Origin of the sequence: Streptomyces sp. NPDC058637 (assembly GCF_042717325.1) — a bacterium.
Taxonomy (GTDB): domain Bacteria; phylum Actinomycetota; class Actinomycetes; order Streptomycetales; family Streptomycetaceae; genus Streptomyces.
In genome coordinates this window covers 238,194-253,550 of sequence record NZ_JBHXRD010000002.1, presented here as the reverse complement: position 1 = coordinate 253,550, position 15,357 = coordinate 238,194, and the positions used below count along the sequence as shown (strand labels likewise).

Annotated in this window: 15 protein-coding genes and 1 pseudogene; 6 read left to right on the top strand and 10 right to left on the bottom strand. The window is 69.9% G+C overall.

From position 1 onward, the window contains the following. Positions 1–46: 46 nt before the first annotated feature. The 3 genes from ACFWVP_RS03230 to ACFWVP_RS03220 all read right to left on the bottom strand — a co-directional run bounded on the left by ACFWVP_RS03230 (position 47) and on the right by ACFWVP_RS03220 (position 2,201). Positions 47–385: a hypothetical protein gene (locus tag ACFWVP_RS03230; protein WP_384493210.1), complete on the bottom strand. Its 339-nt coding sequence runs from the start codon at positions 383–385 to the stop codon at positions 47–49. 123 nt (positions 386–508) lie between these two features. Continuing rightward, complete coding sequence (locus tag ACFWVP_RS03225; protein ID WP_384493209.1) at positions 509–1,039, bottom strand: hypothetical protein; 531 nt, start codon at positions 1,037–1,039, stop codon at positions 509–511. 61 nt (positions 1,040–1,100) lie between these two features. Next, a complete protein-coding gene (locus ACFWVP_RS03220; RefSeq protein ID WP_384493304.1) occupies positions 1,101–2,201 on the bottom strand; it encodes a M20 family metallopeptidase in 1,101 nt (366 codons plus the stop codon). Positions 2,202–2,467: 266 nt separating this feature from the next. On the opposite strand from ACFWVP_RS03220, the gene ACFWVP_RS03215 reads away from it, so the two are divergent. Next, on the top strand, positions 2,468–3,361 hold the full coding sequence (locus ACFWVP_RS03215) for a LysR family transcriptional regulator (RefSeq protein ID WP_384493208.1): 894 nt from the start codon (positions 2,468–2,470) through the stop codon (positions 3,359–3,361). A gap of 446 nt (positions 3,362–3,807) precedes the next feature. Here the strand turns inward: ACFWVP_RS03215 and ACFWVP_RS03210 are convergent, their stop codons facing one another. Continuing rightward, entirely contained in the window at positions 3,808–4,113 is a 306-nt protein-coding gene (locus ACFWVP_RS03210; protein ID WP_384493207.1) for a cupin domain-containing protein, read from the bottom strand. A 178-nt stretch (positions 4,114–4,291) separates the two neighbouring features. Then, the gene (locus tag ACFWVP_RS03205) at positions 4,292–4,498 is read right to left on the bottom strand and encodes a hypothetical protein (RefSeq protein WP_384493206.1); all 207 of its coding nucleotides are present in this window, start codon (positions 4,496–4,498) and stop codon (positions 4,292–4,294) included. A 396-nt stretch (positions 4,499–4,894) separates the two neighbouring features. Between ACFWVP_RS03205 and ACFWVP_RS03200 the strand changes: the two genes are divergently transcribed. The 5 genes from ACFWVP_RS03200 (at position 4,895) to ACFWVP_RS03180 (ending at position 9,121) form a co-directional block, all read left to right on the top strand. Further along, entirely contained in the window at positions 4,895–5,680 is a 786-nt protein-coding gene (locus ACFWVP_RS03200; RefSeq protein ID WP_384493205.1) for a DeoR/GlpR family DNA-binding transcription regulator, read from the top strand. A 52-nt stretch (positions 5,681–5,732) separates the two neighbouring features. After that, positions 5,733–6,086: a DUF4406 domain-containing protein gene (locus ACFWVP_RS03195; protein WP_384493303.1), complete on the top strand. Its 354-nt coding sequence runs from the start codon at positions 5,733–5,735 to the stop codon at positions 6,084–6,086. Beyond that, positions 6,083–6,754, top strand: a complete 672-nt coding sequence (locus ACFWVP_RS03190) for an NUDIX domain-containing protein (protein ID WP_384493204.1) — start codon at positions 6,083–6,085, stop codon at positions 6,752–6,754. Before ACFWVP_RS03195 ends, ACFWVP_RS03190 begins: the two co-directional genes overlap by 4 nt. A 105-nt stretch (positions 6,755–6,859) precedes the next feature. Beyond that, positions 6,860–7,477 carry a GNAT family N-acetyltransferase gene (locus tag ACFWVP_RS03185; RefSeq protein WP_384493203.1) on the top strand — a complete coding sequence of 206 codons (618 nt, stop codon included), beginning with the start codon at positions 6,860–6,862 and terminating at the stop codon, positions 7,475–7,477. 288 nt (positions 7,478–7,765) lie between these two features. Next, positions 7,766–9,121 (top strand): tetratricopeptide repeat protein, encoded by a 1,356-nt coding sequence (locus ACFWVP_RS03180; RefSeq protein ID WP_384493202.1) that lies wholly within the window; start codon positions 7,766–7,768, stop codon positions 9,119–9,121. Between the two features lie 422 nt (positions 9,122–9,543). Here the strand turns inward: ACFWVP_RS03180 and ACFWVP_RS03175 are convergent, their stop codons facing one another. From ACFWVP_RS03175 to ACFWVP_RS03155, 5 genes and pseudogenes are all read right to left on the bottom strand, one after another. Then, complete coding sequence (locus tag ACFWVP_RS03175) at positions 9,544–9,939, bottom strand: contact-dependent growth inhibition system immunity protein (RefSeq protein WP_384493201.1); 396 nt, start codon at positions 9,937–9,939, stop codon at positions 9,544–9,546. A gap of 136 nt (positions 9,940–10,075) precedes the next feature. Continuing rightward, a pseudogene (locus tag ACFWVP_RS03170) lies at positions 10,076–10,804 on the bottom strand (transposase family protein). Between the two features lie 139 nt (positions 10,805–10,943). Further along, entirely contained in the window at positions 10,944–11,471 is a 528-nt protein-coding gene (locus ACFWVP_RS03165; protein WP_384493200.1) for a DUF6584 family protein, read from the bottom strand. 135 nt (positions 11,472–11,606) lie between these two features. Next, positions 11,607–12,698 (bottom strand): DUF1996 domain-containing protein, encoded by a 1,092-nt coding sequence (locus ACFWVP_RS03160; RefSeq protein ID WP_384493199.1) that lies wholly within the window; start codon positions 12,696–12,698, stop codon positions 11,607–11,609. Between the two features lie 392 nt (positions 12,699–13,090). Beyond that, positions 13,091–15,271 (bottom strand): discoidin domain-containing protein, encoded by a 2,181-nt coding sequence (locus tag ACFWVP_RS03155; protein WP_384493302.1) that lies wholly within the window; start codon positions 15,269–15,271, stop codon positions 13,091–13,093. Positions 15,272–15,357: the final 86 nt, after the last annotated feature.

The following is a 15,357-nucleotide window of genomic DNA, read 5'->3' as shown; positions in this document are numbered from 1 at the left end:
TGCGTCCGTCGCAGGCGGCGTGGTCCTACGGTGGCGCCCCGCCTCCTCAGCCGAAAAGGGCGAGGTCGATGGCGACCGTGATGCCCACCAGGAGCCCGAGGACGAGGGCGGCCATCACGGCGGCGATGAAGACCAGGACGTAGTCACCGTTGTGGCTCCAGGTGCCGTGCCGCGCGCTGGAGCGGAACGACAGCGACAGGGCGAGGAACGGTCCGAACATGAGCCCGGTGACGGTGACGAGCGTACCCAGCGCGTCGCCCGACAGTTCGTGGGCCCGTCCTCCCGCCATCCGCACGTCCAAGGTGCTGCCGGGCGCGTGCTTCCCGGCGGCCTTTTCCGGTGTGATCTCACGCCGGGGTTCACGTGCCGCACGCGGTGTGTACATGCCCCAGAACGTCCACGTCGCCCGGAGCCGTCTGCGGCCTCCGGAACCCCTGTGCCCCGCGGAACCGTCTACGGCCTCGGAACCCTCCGGCGTCGATGGGCATCGGGTGCCCGGCGGCGAGCATCACCCCCTCCGGGCGCCCGGTCGGCGCACGCCGTTCTCCGCGGCGCGGCCGAGCAGTTGGGCCACCAGGGGCGGCTGAGCCCCCATGGCCAGGAAGGCCACCGTCCGATAGCCGCGCCGCACGACCTCGAACCGGTGGAAGGACATGAACAGCGACTGGCCTGCCAGCATGTTCAGTGCCGCCACCTGTTCCCACGCCACCGCCCGGGGCCGCCCGACGATGTCGGTGAGCACCAGGCCGCCGGGGAAGAGGTAGCACCTGCGCAGCCCCCATCTGGCCGACAGGCGCCCCCATGCCCACCTGAGACCGACCACGACGATCACCACGGAAGCGGCCACCAGCCCCTTGACGAACGCCCCCGAGGGCCTGTCGACGGCCAGTGCCACGATCAACGCCAGGCTCAGGCCGATGATCAGGCGCCGGGCGAGCTGGGCGAGCGCGCCTGCCACTCCCGCGACGGGGTAGTCGCCGTACGCCTCGCCGAATCCGGCTCCGAACCGGACTCCGAATCTGTTCGTTCCCGCCCTCATACCGGATCTTCCCTCTGGCTCGTCATCGCGGTCTCCTAGTCGGTGCACGTCGCCGGGCGGCTCATTGCCGCGTCCGCGCGATGAGTTCGGCGAGCAGTCGGGTACGGGGGGCCATCTGCGTGATGTCGACGTACTCGGAGTCCGCGTGCGCGCCCGCGCCCACGGCCCCCAGACCGTCGAGCGTCGGACAGCCCGCCGCCGCGGTGTAGTTGGCGTCGGAGGCACCGCCCACGGACGCCCCCCTCAGTGGTGGCCGTCCCTGTTCGGCGGCGATCCGGGAGGCGAGGGCGAACAGGGCGGCGGAGGACTCCGGTGCCATGGGCGGCCGTCGGATCCCGCCCAGCACCTCCAGCCGGGCTCCCGGTGTCCTGGCGCTCAGCCCTCGCAGCGCTGCGTCGATCCGTTCCTGCGCCACCGTGGTGGGTGCCCTCACGTCGAGCGACAGCCGCGCCAGAGCGGGAACGGTGTTGCGCGCGCTTCCGGCCGTCAGCATGGTCGGGGTGACGGTCGCGGGTCCCAGCTCACCATCCGCGCCCGAGGCCGCGGACGCGGCCCCGAGACCGGCAGCGGACAGCACCTGGTGCGCCACCTCGACGAGGGCGTTGACCCCTTTCTCGGGTTCCTGACCGGCGTGCGCGGCCCGGCCGTGCACCAGCACCTCGTACCGCGAGGTGCCTTTGCGCGCGGTCTTGAGCGCTCCCCGCTCATCGGCGGACGCCTCCAGTACGAAGGTGGCCGCGCACCCTCGCGCGGACTCCTCGATCAGTTGCCGGGAGGTGACGGATCCGACCTCCTCGTCCCCGTTGACCAGCACGCACACCCCGTCGGGGGACGGCAGGGAGGCCAGCGCGTGGAACATCTGCACCAGGCCCGCCTTCATGTCGAGGACTCCGGGACCGCGGGCCTTCCCGTCCGCCACCGACCAGGGGTGGCTCCGGAGCGATCCCATGGGCCACACGGTGTCGTGATGCCCCACCAGCAGGACCCGCGGGGTTCCGAAGGACCAGCGCAAGTGGGTCACACCCTCGATCACGATCAGCTCCGGCGTGACCCCCAGCGTCCTCTCCCCCAGGGCGCCGACCACCAGGGCGCTGCGAGCCACCGCCGGCAGACTGGCCGAGAAGGACTCGCAGCGCACGAGCCTCTCCAGGTCGGCCAGCATCGCCGGAAGTGCGACCTCCGCCTCGCCGGTCACCACACCTGCCCCGTCTCCATTACCCGTCGTAAGGACACACGTCCCCCTCGCATCTCATGGGCCATCGGTGGAGCGGCGGACCTTGTCGCGTCCGGGTCTTCGCCGCGTGAATGACGCTAGGACAGGGCCTGGCATTCCACCAGCGACCACATGGCATGGAAGCCATGCGCCGGAGGAATGTCAGGGCGGATGATGGCCGGGACCGACGAAGACAACGGACAGGATGGGGAACGGTGTTCGAGAACGAGGACCTGCGGCTGCTCGTGACCGTGGCCGAGTTCGGTTCGTTCACGCAGGCGGCGGTCAGGCTCAACTACACGCAGTCCGCGGTCTCCCGGCGCATCGGCTCCCTGGAACAGCGGGCGGGCGGCGCCCTGTTCGACCGGCTCCCCCGGGGTGTACGGCTCAATCCCGCCGGTCGTACGCTCCACCGGCACGCACTGGACGTGCTGGAGAGGATGGCGCGCGCGGAGCGGGAGCTGGCCGTGCTGCACGCGGGGCTGGGCGGGCTGCTGCACGTGGGGGCGTTCGCGACCGCCAACATGTCCCTGATGCCCACCGCCCTGCGGGCGCTCCGGGACACCAGGCCGGAGGTGGAGGTCGTCGCGGCCGAAGGCCCCACCGGTGCGCTGATGGAACGGCTCGCGGACGGCGTGCTGGACCTCGCCGTCGTCAGCGACTACCCGTCCGGTCTGCCGCGGGCCGAGGGGGTCACGACGACGAAGCTGTGCGAGGACGAGTTGTGTGTCGCCCTTCCGCGAGGGCACCGGCTGGCCGACGCCGGCCGCTTCGACCTGTACGAACTGCGTGACGAGGCCTGGCTCCAGGGCGCGTACGGCGACCGCCCGACACTGCTCGCCGACGCCTGCGCCCGGGCGGGCTTCAGCCCCAGGAAGATCGTCAGGATCGCGGAGTGGGCGGGCAAGTTCGGCTACGTGGCCGCGGGGCTGGGGGTCGCGCTCGTTCCCGCGCTGGCCGCGCGGGCGGTCCCCGGGACGCTCACCCTGTGCCGCCTCACCGACCCGGAGCTGCGCCGCACCCTGCATGTGGCCATGCCCGCCACTCCGCTTCCGGCCGCCCTGGAACTGCGGACCCTTCTGCGTGAGGTTGTCGGCCGCGAACAATGAGACCGGCGACGCGTCCGCGCGGTCCGCCGCGCCCGGCCGGGGCCGACCTGGAGGAGATCGCGGACGTGCTGTTCCTCGCTTTTGGTCGCGCGGCACCAGGGGCCGCACGCAGCCGTGGGATCCGGCGTGGAGACTCGGCGGCCGGTGGGGTGTGCGGTGGCGTGTTCAGGCCGTCCATCCCGTGGCGGGTCCAGGCCACGGGTCCGGTGGCGGTGTCGTGCGCTCGGCGTCAGCGCGGGCCCCGGGCAGCAGGTGCGAGACGTCGCGGCGAGTCACGCCCGGTTACGCCGGTCACGCCACGCCGAGGCCGGTTTGCGGGCCAACGACGCACGCGGGGTCACCGAGATCCGCCATGGTGCCGCGGACCGACGACTACCGGCGCCCCTGTCGGGCGGTGGGACCCGGCTCCGACAGGAGTTGCCCGCCAGGGACTGCCCGACGTGCCGTCACTCCTGCGCCAGTTCCACGATCACCAGCGTGCCCCCGCTTCCGGGCCGGACCGCGTGTTCCGCGCCCGCCGCCACCATGTACAGCTCCCCTGCCCGTACCGATACCGGCATGCCTGCCACCTCCAGCTCCAGCCGGCCGTCGAGGACCAGCAGCGCCTCGGCGGCACCATGGCTCTCCGACCCGACCGGCAACTCGTCCATGCGCAGCACTTTGACGCGGGCAGGGCCCACCCGGCCCAGTTCGAGGGAGTTCCACGCCTCCGGCAGACCGACGGCAGTCTCCGCAAGGTTGACGGCACTCATGACACACCCCTCCTGCCGGACCGGTCGGTCATGCCGAACGGTCCGGTATCCGAAGCTCGTTGGATGTCACGAAAGCTATCCGGCCAGGTGGGACAAGTGGTCGACCGATTGGCAAAGCCTGCCGACAGTCGGCCGGCCACCACGTCGGCCCGCCGGTCGGCCGACGATCGGGGGCGAGCTACCGGCGGGCGTGGCGCTCCGCGGCGGCGTGCCACCAGCCGGGCGGGGAGGGGGCGCCGGCCTCGGACGTCGGCTGGTCGGGATGGAGGCCCAGCCGACGCAGGGCGTCGGGGTGGACACGGACGTCGAACCAACCGTGCCAGTGCCCGTCGGGGCCGATGCCGCAGGCAAGCCCGCAGCGGATCTCGTCGAGTTCGAAGGGCATCCAGTCGATGCCCCGGTCACGCAGTCAAGCGCGCACGGCCTCCATCGGCCGCGGGCGGCCCGGCACGTTCTCGAAGGCCGCGACAGTGATCCAGTCTGCGTTCGTTGTCTTCGTGCTCATGGAGCCCATGATGCCGGGCGCACCGGCCCGGCATCATGGCCACGCCTGGATCGCCTCGACGAGGACGGCGGCCCGCGGCGTCTGAAGGGCCGTCGGTGCGTCAGGTGCGTACACCGGCCGGGCCGGGCCGCTCGTCAGCCCGGATGCGGACGTGCGCATGCAGGTCGCGCCGGCCGTCACCGTGGAAGGCGGCGCTGCATTCGGTGCTTCCAAGGACCCCACCACCACTCTCACATCTAGATGTTCAAACGAACGAATTCATGTTAGAAATGAGCCATGGGTGTCGCCAATCGTCTGGACCTGACCCTGCGCTTGGTGCAGGGCTCCGACCGGGTTTCCGTGTCGGAGCTCTCCCATCGCCTGGGGGTCTCCGAAATGACCGTGCGCAGGGACCTGGACGCGCTGGAGCGCCAGGGGCTGGTGCGCAGGGTGCATGGCGGCGCTGTCGCCACGCGGTCCCGACAGGAGGAGGCGGGCTTCTCGGCGCGTGAGCCCTGGCAGGCCGCGACGAAGGACCGGCTCGGTGCGACGGTGGCCGACATGGTGGAGCCGGGATCGCGCGTCCTGCTGGACGCGGGCACCACAACCGTGCACGTCGCGGAGCACTTGGCCGATCGGGCCCCTCTGACGGTGGCGGTCCTCAGTCTGCAGGCCGCGGTGCGGCTGGCGGACCGGCCCGGGATCGACCTTCTGGTCGTCGGCGGCCGGTCACGTCCCGGCGAGCGGTCCCTGGTCGGCCCGCTGGCCCTGCGTACGCTCGAATCCCTGGCGTTCGACTGTTTCGTCCTGTCCATCGGCGGTGTGCATGCCGAGCACGGGTGGACGGAGTTCTCGCTGGACGACGCCGCCGTCAAGCAGGCCGCCCTGGCGGGGGCGGCCCGGACGATCGCCGTCGCGGACGCGACCAAGCTCGGGGTACGGGCGTTCAGCCAGGTCGCCCCCTTGGACGCGGTGGACGACTTCGTCACCGACGCGGCCGCCGAGGATCCCGCCACCCATCCCAACGGCCCCCTGACCCTGACAGCCCTGCGCGATGCGGGCGTCCACACCGTCCTGGCCTGAGCCGGGACCACCATGAGGAGCGCATGTCGTGACCGCTGTCCCCCACTCGCTGATGATTCTGGTCGCCGGTCCGTACCGCTCGGGAACCGGCGACGATCCGGCCGCGATCGAGGCCAACGTCCGGGCCATGGACCGGGCCGCGCTGACGCTCTTCCGCGCCGGCCATCTGGCGGTGACCGGTGAGGCCCTGGCCCTCCCGCTGGTGCAGGCCGCGGGCAGCAGCGGTCCGGGCGACGCCGTCTTCGACGAGATCTTCCACCCCGTGGCCGAGCGCCTTCTGGTGCGCTGCGACGCGGTACTGCGCATAGGAGGCCCCTCGGAGGGCGCGGACCGGATGACCGAGGTGGCCCGGGCCCATGGCCTGGACGTCTACACCGGCATCGACGACGTTCCGGCCGCCCGGTGACCGCCGGTCTGGACACCCCGGACCGGCGCGGCCGTACCGGCCTGGACCTGCACGGCCGGGACCTGACCGGCAACCCGCGGGTGCGCGTGCAGGACGTCGAGGTGCTGTCCTGCGACTGGTACGTCCTGCGCAGGACGACCTTCGACTACCGGCACAGCGACGGCCACTGGAGCAGGGAGCAGCGCGAGACCTACGACCGGGGCGACGGCGCGACGGTCCTGCTCCACAACATCGAACGCCGCACCGTGCTGTTGACCCGTCAGTTCCGGCTGCCCGCCTACGTCAACGGGCACCACGACGGGATGCTGGTCGAGACCGCCGCGGGACTCCTGGACGGTGAGGCCCCGGAGGAGGCGATCCGCAGGGAGGCGGCCGAGGAGACCGGTCACACCATCGGCACCCCCGAGCCTGTCTTCGAGGTCTACATGAGCCCGGGGTCCGTCACCGAACGCCTGCACTTCTTCGCCGCCCCGTACGATCCGGTGGCCCCGGCGGCGGACGGGTACGGGATCGCCGCCGAGGGCGAGGACATCACGACCCTGGAACTCCCCTTCGACGAGGCGCTCGCCATGGTCCGCGGCGGGGAGATCGCCGACGCCAAGACCATCATGCTGCTCCAGTGGGCGGCCCTGGACGGGCCGTTCCGGCATCCCCGAGCGGTCCGTTGACCGAACAGGTTCCGTCGGGCCGACGAGGGTGACGCGATGCGGGGCGGGGCCGGACCGGCCCTTATCCGGTGGCCCTGCCGTGCGCAGTCCATCTAGGCTCCGCCCATGATCGAAGACACCGGGATCGAGGACGCCGGGATCGTGGGCGACGAACGCGACGCCGAGGCGGGCAGGGAGGTTTCCTGGCGTGCCAGGTCTGTCGGTCTCGCCGCAGTCGACCTCGACGACGCCGGGCTCCTGCACGCCTGGCGGTCCGACCCGGTGGTCACCTACGAGGTCGGCATCTGGCCGCGCTCCCTCACCGCGATGCGCGAGCGCATCGAGCACGACAGCGACAACGACGACCGCGACGACTTCCTCGTCCTGCTGCCGGACGGCACCCCGATCGGTCACATTGCGCTGAGTGACCAGAACATCGTCAACGGCACAGCGCAGATCGAGCTGATGCTGGCGCCAGAGGCCCGCGGGCTGGGCCACGGCACCGCCGCCGTGGACGCCCTGGTCGATCTGGCGTTCGGCGAACTCCCCCTGTACCGCCTCACGGCAGAGACCCACACCGACAACGCCCCGGCCCTCGCGGTCCTCGTCAAGGCCGGCTTCGTGCACGAGGGGGTCAGTCGTGCCGCCTGCCTCCATCGAGGCCGCCGCCACGACCTCGCCGTGCTCTCACTGCTCCGCCCTGAGTGGGCAGCCATGGACCGCCCCCGCGCCTGGGATGCCTGACCGGAGCCTCGCCTCCCTCCTGCGAAGTTGGCGGGAGAGATGGTCGAGGAGGTCGAGGAGGCCTACAGCTGCTCGCGCCGCCGAATCCTGGTCGGACTTCTGACGGTTCGTACGGGCTGTCACCGCGACCAGCGCGGTTGCCGCGCCCGGTCGTTCGCGTACCCCTCACGCCAGGCCGCCGTCCAGGCCGAGGCACCGAGTGACGGGCAGCGACATTCCAACTGTGCTGTATTCGAGCTGTCGGTGGTGTCGGCCTGGCGTCGAGGGTGAGCGCTATGGTGCTTGGCCATGGACGCTACTGATCTTGACTACCGGGTCCGGACGCGGTCCGGCTGCATACCGCCGGAGCTGGTCTCGCGGCTGCTCGAACGCGGCCATGCCGACGTGGTGGAACTGCAGGCCAAACGCGGGGAGTGGTTCTGTGCGCTGGCGTGGGCTCGGGTGCTGGGTGATCAGGGCCGAGAGACGGACGCGTTGGAGGCGCTCGCCCCGTACGTGGTAACGGGCTGGTGGCCGGCTGCTGTCGCCGCGGCCGAGTTGCTGGAGGGCTGGGGCCGCATCGACGAGGCGATCGAGATCACCCGGATCCGTAAGGAAGCCGGGCACCCGATGGCTTTGGAGGCCTACACGAGGCTGCTCGCCCGGCACGGCCGCGCCGAGGAGGCGTTCAACCTGCTCGTGCCGCACGTCGGGGACTGGGTGCTCGCCACCGCCCTGGTCGACGTCGCCTCCGTCGCCGGCCGCGACGAGGAGGCTGCCGCGCTGCTCGTCGGCCGGATTCGGGCCGATCACTGCTGCGACGGCCCGTGGTGCTGCCGCGGCCTCGATCCCGACACGGTGTTCGGCCTGCTCGCGACGATCCGCGAGCGCCAGGGCTACATCGATGAGGCCATCGGCTTGCTCCGCCGCCGACAGATCACGTCGGTCAACAGTCGGGACCAACTCGCCGACTCGTTGGCCCGGCACGGCCGGATCGAGGAACTGCGTGCCTACGCCGTGCTGGACGGACATGAGGAGGCCGTACAGAAGCTGGCGGAGCTGCTGGAGAAGGGTGATGATCTGGAGGGCGCGATCGCCGTATACGGGCAGGCCGACGGCCTCGCGGCCCGGAACCCGAACTCGGCTTACGAGCTCGCGCAGCTCCTGGCCCGACACGGACGGGGCGGAGAGGCGATCGCTGTGATGCGCGCCCAGGCCGACGCCCACCACAGCGACGACTGGATTCTCCACACCTTGTCCGAGCTGTGCCTCGATCAGGGTTGCCCCGCCGACGGCCTCGCCCACCTCGACGCCCTCGACGCCCAGCGCGGGGGTGAGGACGAGTGGGAGCTGTACTGGATGCGGTTGCCACTGATCGCCGCCTGCAGTGGGATTGACGAGGCGGTTGAACGAGCCCGAGCCCACCCCGAGGGCAACACCTGGTACGCGGCGGAGCACATTGCGCACCTCCTCGCCGGTGCCGGATGCACCGAGGAAGCCGTTACCGTCCTCCAGCAGCACGACCGCGGGAACAGTCATGACCTCGCCGGCTACCTCGTCGACCTCGGCCGCGTTGAGGAGGCCCTGGCCATCGTGTTGCACAGAAGTCCCCCGCCGCCGCTTGTGCCCTCTACGCGCCTGTGGTCCCACGAGCCACCATTCTGAAGCCCTGACCGAGTGCTGGCGATGACGGCCCATCACCCGATGGTCGGCGGGGCCGGGCTTGCGGTTGTCGACAGCCGGCACTGGTGGGTCACTGTCCCGGGTGGACATACGGGCTTCGAGGTAGGCGGTCCCGTCGATGGCCGCGCGGCGCCGCCAGTGCTCGGCGGTGATGGCGTGGAGTCCGAGCAGGGTGCGAGGACCGTTGGCGGCAGGTTCTCGGCGAGCTGGACCAGTGCGGTAGTGCGGGCCGGCCGGATGAGGATGTGGTGGGTGGCCAAGCGCCGCTGGGCAATGATCGGCATCATGGTCCGCCGACTCACCCGTGGCCGACCGGCGACCCGTCCCGGCCCGCGCTTGCTCCTGCGAGATGTTCCATAAATATGCTGGCCCTTCCTCGACGGGGTACGTCCCGCGTCGGTGCTCTATGGAGCCAGGAAGCGCTCCGCCTTCTGCTGAAGGTCGGGGGGCAGACCAGTCAACTTCGAGACGATCACGCGAAGCTCTCCACCGAATTCGGACAACTCGGCCCAGACCGAGGGGTTCCTGGTGAGTACCGCGGACAGCAGATCACCTTCGTACATGTCCCCCTCTGCCATCGGGTTCTCCCGCAGTACCTCCAGTGCCAGTGGCAAGAGGAAGCGCAGACCTATGTCCTGCCCGATCAACAAGCGCAGGTCCTCGACGGTCAGCTCGCCGATCGGCCGACGCCGCAAGGTGAGTGCAGTAGCGACAAGACGGGTGTCGTTGGCCGAGGGGGCTGGCCAGCGGGCGTGTTCAAGCTCTTCAAGGGAACAGCCACGATTCAAGGGGCGCGTCACCGATCGATTGTCCTACGACCAGATCTCAAACGAGGTCTCAGGCTTCACGAAGCAGGATCACGAGACACTGAGGGCTGTCCCGTAAATGATCTCGGAGCTGCCTCGGGAGTCGTTGGCCGTCGTGCGGGCCGCTCGTCTATCCGGCAAGGGTGAGGTTGTGCATCCGGGCGATGCCGAGCATGGCGTGGTGGACTCCGTCGCCTTTGAGGCGGCAGTCGCGGAGGATCTTCCAGGTCTTCATGCGCGCGAAGACGTGTTGGACGCGGACGCGGACCTGCTTGTGGGACTTGTTCGGTGCTTCCTTCCAGTCCGGAAGGCCTTCGCCCTTGCGCCGGCGGTGGGGCATGACGATCCCGGTGCCGGGATAGCCGCTGTCGGCGATCGTGAGCGTTCTGCTGACGGCGGCTTTGGCGTCGGATTCCTCCGACGCCTTGCAGTCGTTCCGGTTGCCGAGCAGGGGCTGGCCGACCGCGACGACCAGACGGATGTCGGCATCGATGACGGCCCGGTGGCTGGTCGAGTACCGGTAGTTCTTGGACTGCTCCGCCACCGCGTGGTCCCGGGTTGGGACCAGGGTGCCGTCCACGATATGCACGGCGTCTTTGGTGAACCGCATGCGGGGTTGGAGCGCGAGCATCGGCCCCAAGTGTCGATGATCGGTCCGCTGCCGATTTGGACACACCGAAGAGCGGGGCGAGCTGGCGCGTTGTCAAGTTCGAGCGCCAGTACGCCACGACCAGCAAAGCCCGGTCCTTCAGCGGGAGGCTCCAAGGCCGGCCTTGCGGACCGCATCCGCACCCTCGCGCCGCAGTACGGTAACCAGCTTGCCGAACAGGCGAGGGCTCAGCCCCGAGAACGGGGCCATTCAGAACGGCTCCGAAGCCGCGACCACACCAGACACCGGGAGATCATTTCACTCGTCACCGGGCGTCCCCGTTCACGGCAGCTCCGGACGGTCTCGCCGAACCCTGAGCGGCGCTCCTCACATGCCTCGGTGACGTGAGTCAGTCGAAGAGGGCAACGAGTCCCCTCACCCAGATCGCGAGGAACACGAGGGCCACCACCAGACAGCCGACGCCCGCCAGCACACCGCCGACCGTCCACGGCTCGGAGGGCGCCTCGTACCCCCCTTCCAGGTCGTCCCTGTAGGAGGTGGGGTCGTCCCAGTCGACGGGGTGCCCTAGCTTTTCGGCGCAGGCGGTCCGCACCGCGACCAGCTGTCCCTCCGAGAAGGCGGTGGCGGCCTTCGCCTCAGGGCCGTGCCAGGCGAGGGCCTTCATCCGCCGCCCGGGAGACCCGTATCGCGCCTCGAAGGCGGCGGTCTCGTCGGCATTCCGGTCCTCTTCGAGGTACATCCATCGTCCAGCCTCGGCGGCGTCGCCGTAGAGCCGGTACACCTCGGCCAGACGAGGGCGGAGTGTCAGGTCGTGCGGGAAGGACGAGATGAGACCGCGCAGGCGCTGGCGCGCGACGGGAACCCGGCCGGCGGCCAGGTCTGCATCGACTCGGGCAAGTGTCTCTCTCGGGGGCATGAACGCATGATCATGTACCGCACTGACCTACGTCGAACTGGTTTTGTCGCTCAGCACTCGCTCGCTCTCAATCGAGGGCCCGGCCGCCCCCGGATGAGCAGGGGCGGCCGGGCATCGGGGGATCCAGCGGTCGGGTCAGGGAAGGCGGTGGTCTGCGTTCAGCACGGTACCGCGTTCGGGGCGGTACAGGTCGAAGCCCCTTGTGTCGCACTGGAGGCCGCCGACGATGCAGTGGTCGACCAAGGCCTTGAGGGTGCGCTCCTCCCACGCGTTGAAGAAGTCGTAGTGGAAGGAGTAGCCGCGGCCGCTGGCCAGGCGGACCTGGGACATGTCACCGTTGACCGGCCACGCCATTTTGAACTCGATCATTGGCAGGGCGACCGGGTGGGAGGCCGGGCACATGTTGTCGTTGGTGCCGGGCTTGACCACCGGGTAGGCCATGTGGCTCTGGTGGTTGGGGGTGTCGAGGTACTTGCCGTCCCAGCAGCTGGGTGCCTGCATGCGCAGGTTGAGCTGGACGTCTGGCCGGCTCGGACAGCTTGCCGGGATGTCGGAGTTGAAGAAGCTGTCACCGCACTCCCAGCCCTCGACGAAGCCCTTGTGGCTGCGGAACTCCTGGGCGCTCTGCATCGGGTCGCCGACGACGTACCGCAGCCCCTTGGGGAAGGGACGGACGCTCCGGTAGTCGGTGACACCGGCCTTGTAGTAGATGACCTGCGGGCCGACGGGCAGGATCTTCTGGTCGCCCTTGTACAGCGAGGGCATCCAGTACGCCGAGGAGTCTGCGGGCGCCTTGCAGGTGGTGTTCCCTCCGTAGAGCGAACCGGTTGTGCTGGCGGCGTTGGTGGTGGTGTTGCCCATGAACGTGTGGTCATGGGACTTACCGAACTGGCCCGGGTAGACGATCGGGTCGTCCGTCGCGGTGTGGGTGACGGCGCAGCCCGCCTGGAACTCGTGGTGGTAGGCCGGGGGCGGGGTGGCTGTGGATGGTGTTACACCGGTGACCTGGGGTACGGCCGGGATGTAGCCGTCTCCGTCGGCGTCGTCGCCCGAGGCCTGGGTGGACGCGGCCATGACGTGTCCACTGTGAGCGTTGGACGCGACGACGGCCGGCGAGGTTCCGTTGTCCGTGCCCGCGGCGGAGGCGATGGTGCCGATGCCGAGGACGCCGGCGATGAGGGCTGTGCCGAGGAGGAGTGCGGGGAGCCGTTTCGGACGCGATCTCAAGGGGATCTCCTGCCCATGGGGGGTGTTTCGCGTGTACGCGAGTACGCCACGCGACTGGTCTCGTGTGGTTGTGCCGGGGTGGCGGGGCCGAGCGGCGGGCTCCGCCACCCGTCATGGGGTCCGGCTCGTCAGCTGTAGACGCCGAACTCGTGGAGCGAGTAGCCCCAGCTGGTGCCGCGCGCGTGAGTTGGAGATTGCCGTACGGGCGGTGGCGGCTGACGCCAGGTGCGTGGGGCCGAACCGTCGGGCCGGCACGCGCGACGCTCCTCGTGGAGGGAAATGCACGGTGTTGTCGTGGGAGCCCCTTCCCTTCCGGGCCGCGGCGGCATGTTCACCCGGCCCGGAAGGGAGTCGAAGCCCCCGCCACCGTGCGGCGGTGAGGCGGGGACGTCTCAGGGGAAGGAGACGACGGTGGACGGCACGGTCGAGGTTCCGGCGGGGATGGTGGACGCCCCGGTGTTGTTGATGACGTGGTTGTAGTGGCCCATTCCGCCGAGGGACACCACCAGGAGGCTGTGGAACTTCACCCCCGGTTTGACGGGCGCCTTGAAGCCGTGGTCCTGCACGATGGTCGGGTCCACGTTGTAGTTGCAGTAGCTGCCGAGGCTCCACGCTTCGTGGGTGTTCACCGAGTCGTCGACGCGGTAGGCGGCGTAGCCCTTGGTGGTGCCGTTCTGGATGGCGGCCTGGTTGGGGGCGTCGTACGCCTTCTCGTTCTGGTAGAAGATGGTGCGGCCGCGTTCGCCGTACCACTCGACGTCGTACTTGTTGAAGTGCTCGACGAACAGGCCGGTGGCGAGCACGTCGTCGCCGTTGACCCGGACGCCGTAGTCGGCGCGGTTGGTCTCCCAGCCCCAGCCCTCGCCGTGGTCGGCGCGCCAGACCCAGGTGTGGTCGATGATCGCGTCGTCACTGTTCACGACCATGCTGGTGGTGGCCTTGCCCGCGCCGGCGCCGCCGATGCGGATGTACACGTCCTGCACGGTGGTGGGGTTGGCGGCGTGGTCGGCGGAGGCGCCCTGGCCGCCGATCTCCAGCAGGGTCGGGGAGTTGACCGGTCCGGCGTCGATCAGGAAGCCGGCGAGCCGGACGCCGTCGACATCGGCCACCTTCATCGCGGTGACCCCGTTGTCCGGGATGATCGTGGCGAGACCGAGGCCGAGCACGACGGTGTTCGCGCGGTTCACGTTGATGGTCTGGTCGACGTGGTACACGCCCGGGGTGAACAGCAGGTGCAGGCCTTGGGCCAGCGCCCGGTTGATCGTGGTGGCGGTGGCACCCGGCTTGACCACGTAGAACCGACTGAGCGGAATGGAGTCGCCCCGCGGGGTGCCGCCGGCCCAGCTGGTGCCGCGCGCGTTTGTCCGCTTGGCGGGGGTGAACACCTTGTACTCGCTGCCGTCCAGGTAGAGATACGGCTTCTCGCGAGAGATCGGGGTCGTGTCGAGCGTGGTGTAGCGAGGCTCGGGGAACGAGGTGGCCGGAGCGCCTTCGACGCCGGAGAAGGTCTGATTCCAGACGCTGTTGGACCAGCCGCCGATGGAGCTGTCCCGCGTGTACCACTGCTGCTGCGAGTAGTTGCCGATCTGGCCGTCGATCTTCGAGTCGGCGATGTACCCGCCGCTGGCCCAGCCGTAGCCGTTCGGCGCCAGGTTGAGGCCGCCCTTGACGTGCATGCGGCGGAAGGAGGACGCCTGCGAGACCGCCCACCGGTTCGTACCGTTGACCGGGTTCAGGGTCAGTCCCTCCGCACCGCGCCAGAAGTTCTGGGTGGCGTTGCCGTTGAACCAGCCTGCGTCGACGGTCACGTCACCGTTGATCGTGGTGTCACCCGGGCGTAGCCCGAGACCGGCGATCTGGGTGTAGAAGCCGATCTGCGCGTTGAGGTTGTTGTACGTGCCGGGCTTGAAGAGGAAGGCGTGCCGACCGGAACCGAACTGGGCCGACTCCTGCTCCTGGAACACCTGGTCCAGCTTGCCCTGGACATTCGGGGTCGAAGGATCGATGACGTGGACGTTGGGGCCGAGATCACCACCGCCCGGCAGGGCCGGACCGCCGTCGCCCCCACCGCCGTACACCTGGAACTCCCAGAGCGAGTAGCCGTATCCGGTCGCTCGCGTCACACCCTGCATACGCACGTACCTGGCCGTGCCGGATATCGCGAGGGTCTCGGTGCCGCCCGTGCCGGTCGCGGTCGAGTAGGCCGTCGACCAGTTGGCGCCATCCGTCGACAGTTCGATGCGGTAGGCCTTGGCGTACGCCCCCTCCCAGCGCAGCACCACCTGGTTGAGCGCGGCTGAGCTGCCCAGGTCGACCTGCAGCCACTGCCCGTCGGACGCGGCGCTCGACCAGCGGGTTCCGAGATTCCCGTCGACCGCGTCAGCCGCCGGGGTCCCGTAGTGCTCCTGGCTCGAAGCCGTGACGGGCTTGCCCTGCGACAGCAATGCAGGAGCTGCCTGCGCTGTGGTCGTCGGGACCACCGCCAAGAGCGTGGCGGCCAGCGCGGTGACGACGGCGCCCGCGAGCCCACGCCGTAACCGGCCGCAGGCCGGTGGCACGGCCGTCAGAAACATGACAAATAGAGGCATAAGGGGGACTCCTCAAAGCGAGAACGCATGGGAGAGCGCTCTCCGGAACCATGCCCGCCCTCTCGGGCACG

Excerpts from the sequence above, each read along its gene's own strand:
- ACFWVP_RS03230 (WP_384493210.1), bottom strand. The coding sequence starts at position 385 with ATGTACACACCGCGTGCGGCACGTGAACCCCGGCGTGAGATCACACCG.
- ACFWVP_RS03225 (WP_384493209.1), bottom strand. The coding sequence starts at position 1,039 with ATGAGGGCGGGAACGAACAGATTCGGAGTCCGGTTCGGAGCCGGATTC.
- ACFWVP_RS03220 (WP_384493304.1), bottom strand. The coding sequence starts at position 2,201 with ATGCTGGCCGACCTGGAGAGGCTCGTGCGCTGCGAGTCCTTCTCGGCC.
- ACFWVP_RS03210 (WP_384493207.1), bottom strand. The coding sequence starts at position 4,113 with ATGAGTGCCGTCAACCTTGCGGAGACTGCCGTCGGTCTGCCGGAGGCG.
- ACFWVP_RS03205 (WP_384493206.1), bottom strand. The coding sequence starts at position 4,498 with ATGCCCTTCGAACTCGACGAGATCCGCTGCGGGCTTGCCTGCGGCATC.
- ACFWVP_RS03200 (WP_384493205.1), top strand. The coding sequence starts at position 4,895 with ATGGGTGTCGCCAATCGTCTGGACCTGACCCTGCGCTTGGTGCAGGGC.
- ACFWVP_RS03195 (WP_384493303.1), top strand. The coding sequence starts at position 5,733 with ATGATTCTGGTCGCCGGTCCGTACCGCTCGGGAACCGGCGACGATCCG.
- ACFWVP_RS03185 (WP_384493203.1), top strand. The coding sequence starts at position 6,860 with ATGATCGAAGACACCGGGATCGAGGACGCCGGGATCGTGGGCGACGAA.
- ACFWVP_RS03180 (WP_384493202.1), top strand. The coding sequence starts at position 7,766 with ATGGACGCTACTGATCTTGACTACCGGGTCCGGACGCGGTCCGGCTGC.
- ACFWVP_RS03165 (WP_384493200.1), bottom strand. The coding sequence starts at position 11,471 with ATGCCCCCGAGAGAGACACTTGCCCGAGTCGATGCAGACCTGGCCGCC.
- ACFWVP_RS03155 (WP_384493302.1), bottom strand. The coding sequence starts at position 15,271 with ATGTTTCTGACGGCCGTGCCACCGGCCTGCGGCCGGTTACGGCGTGGG.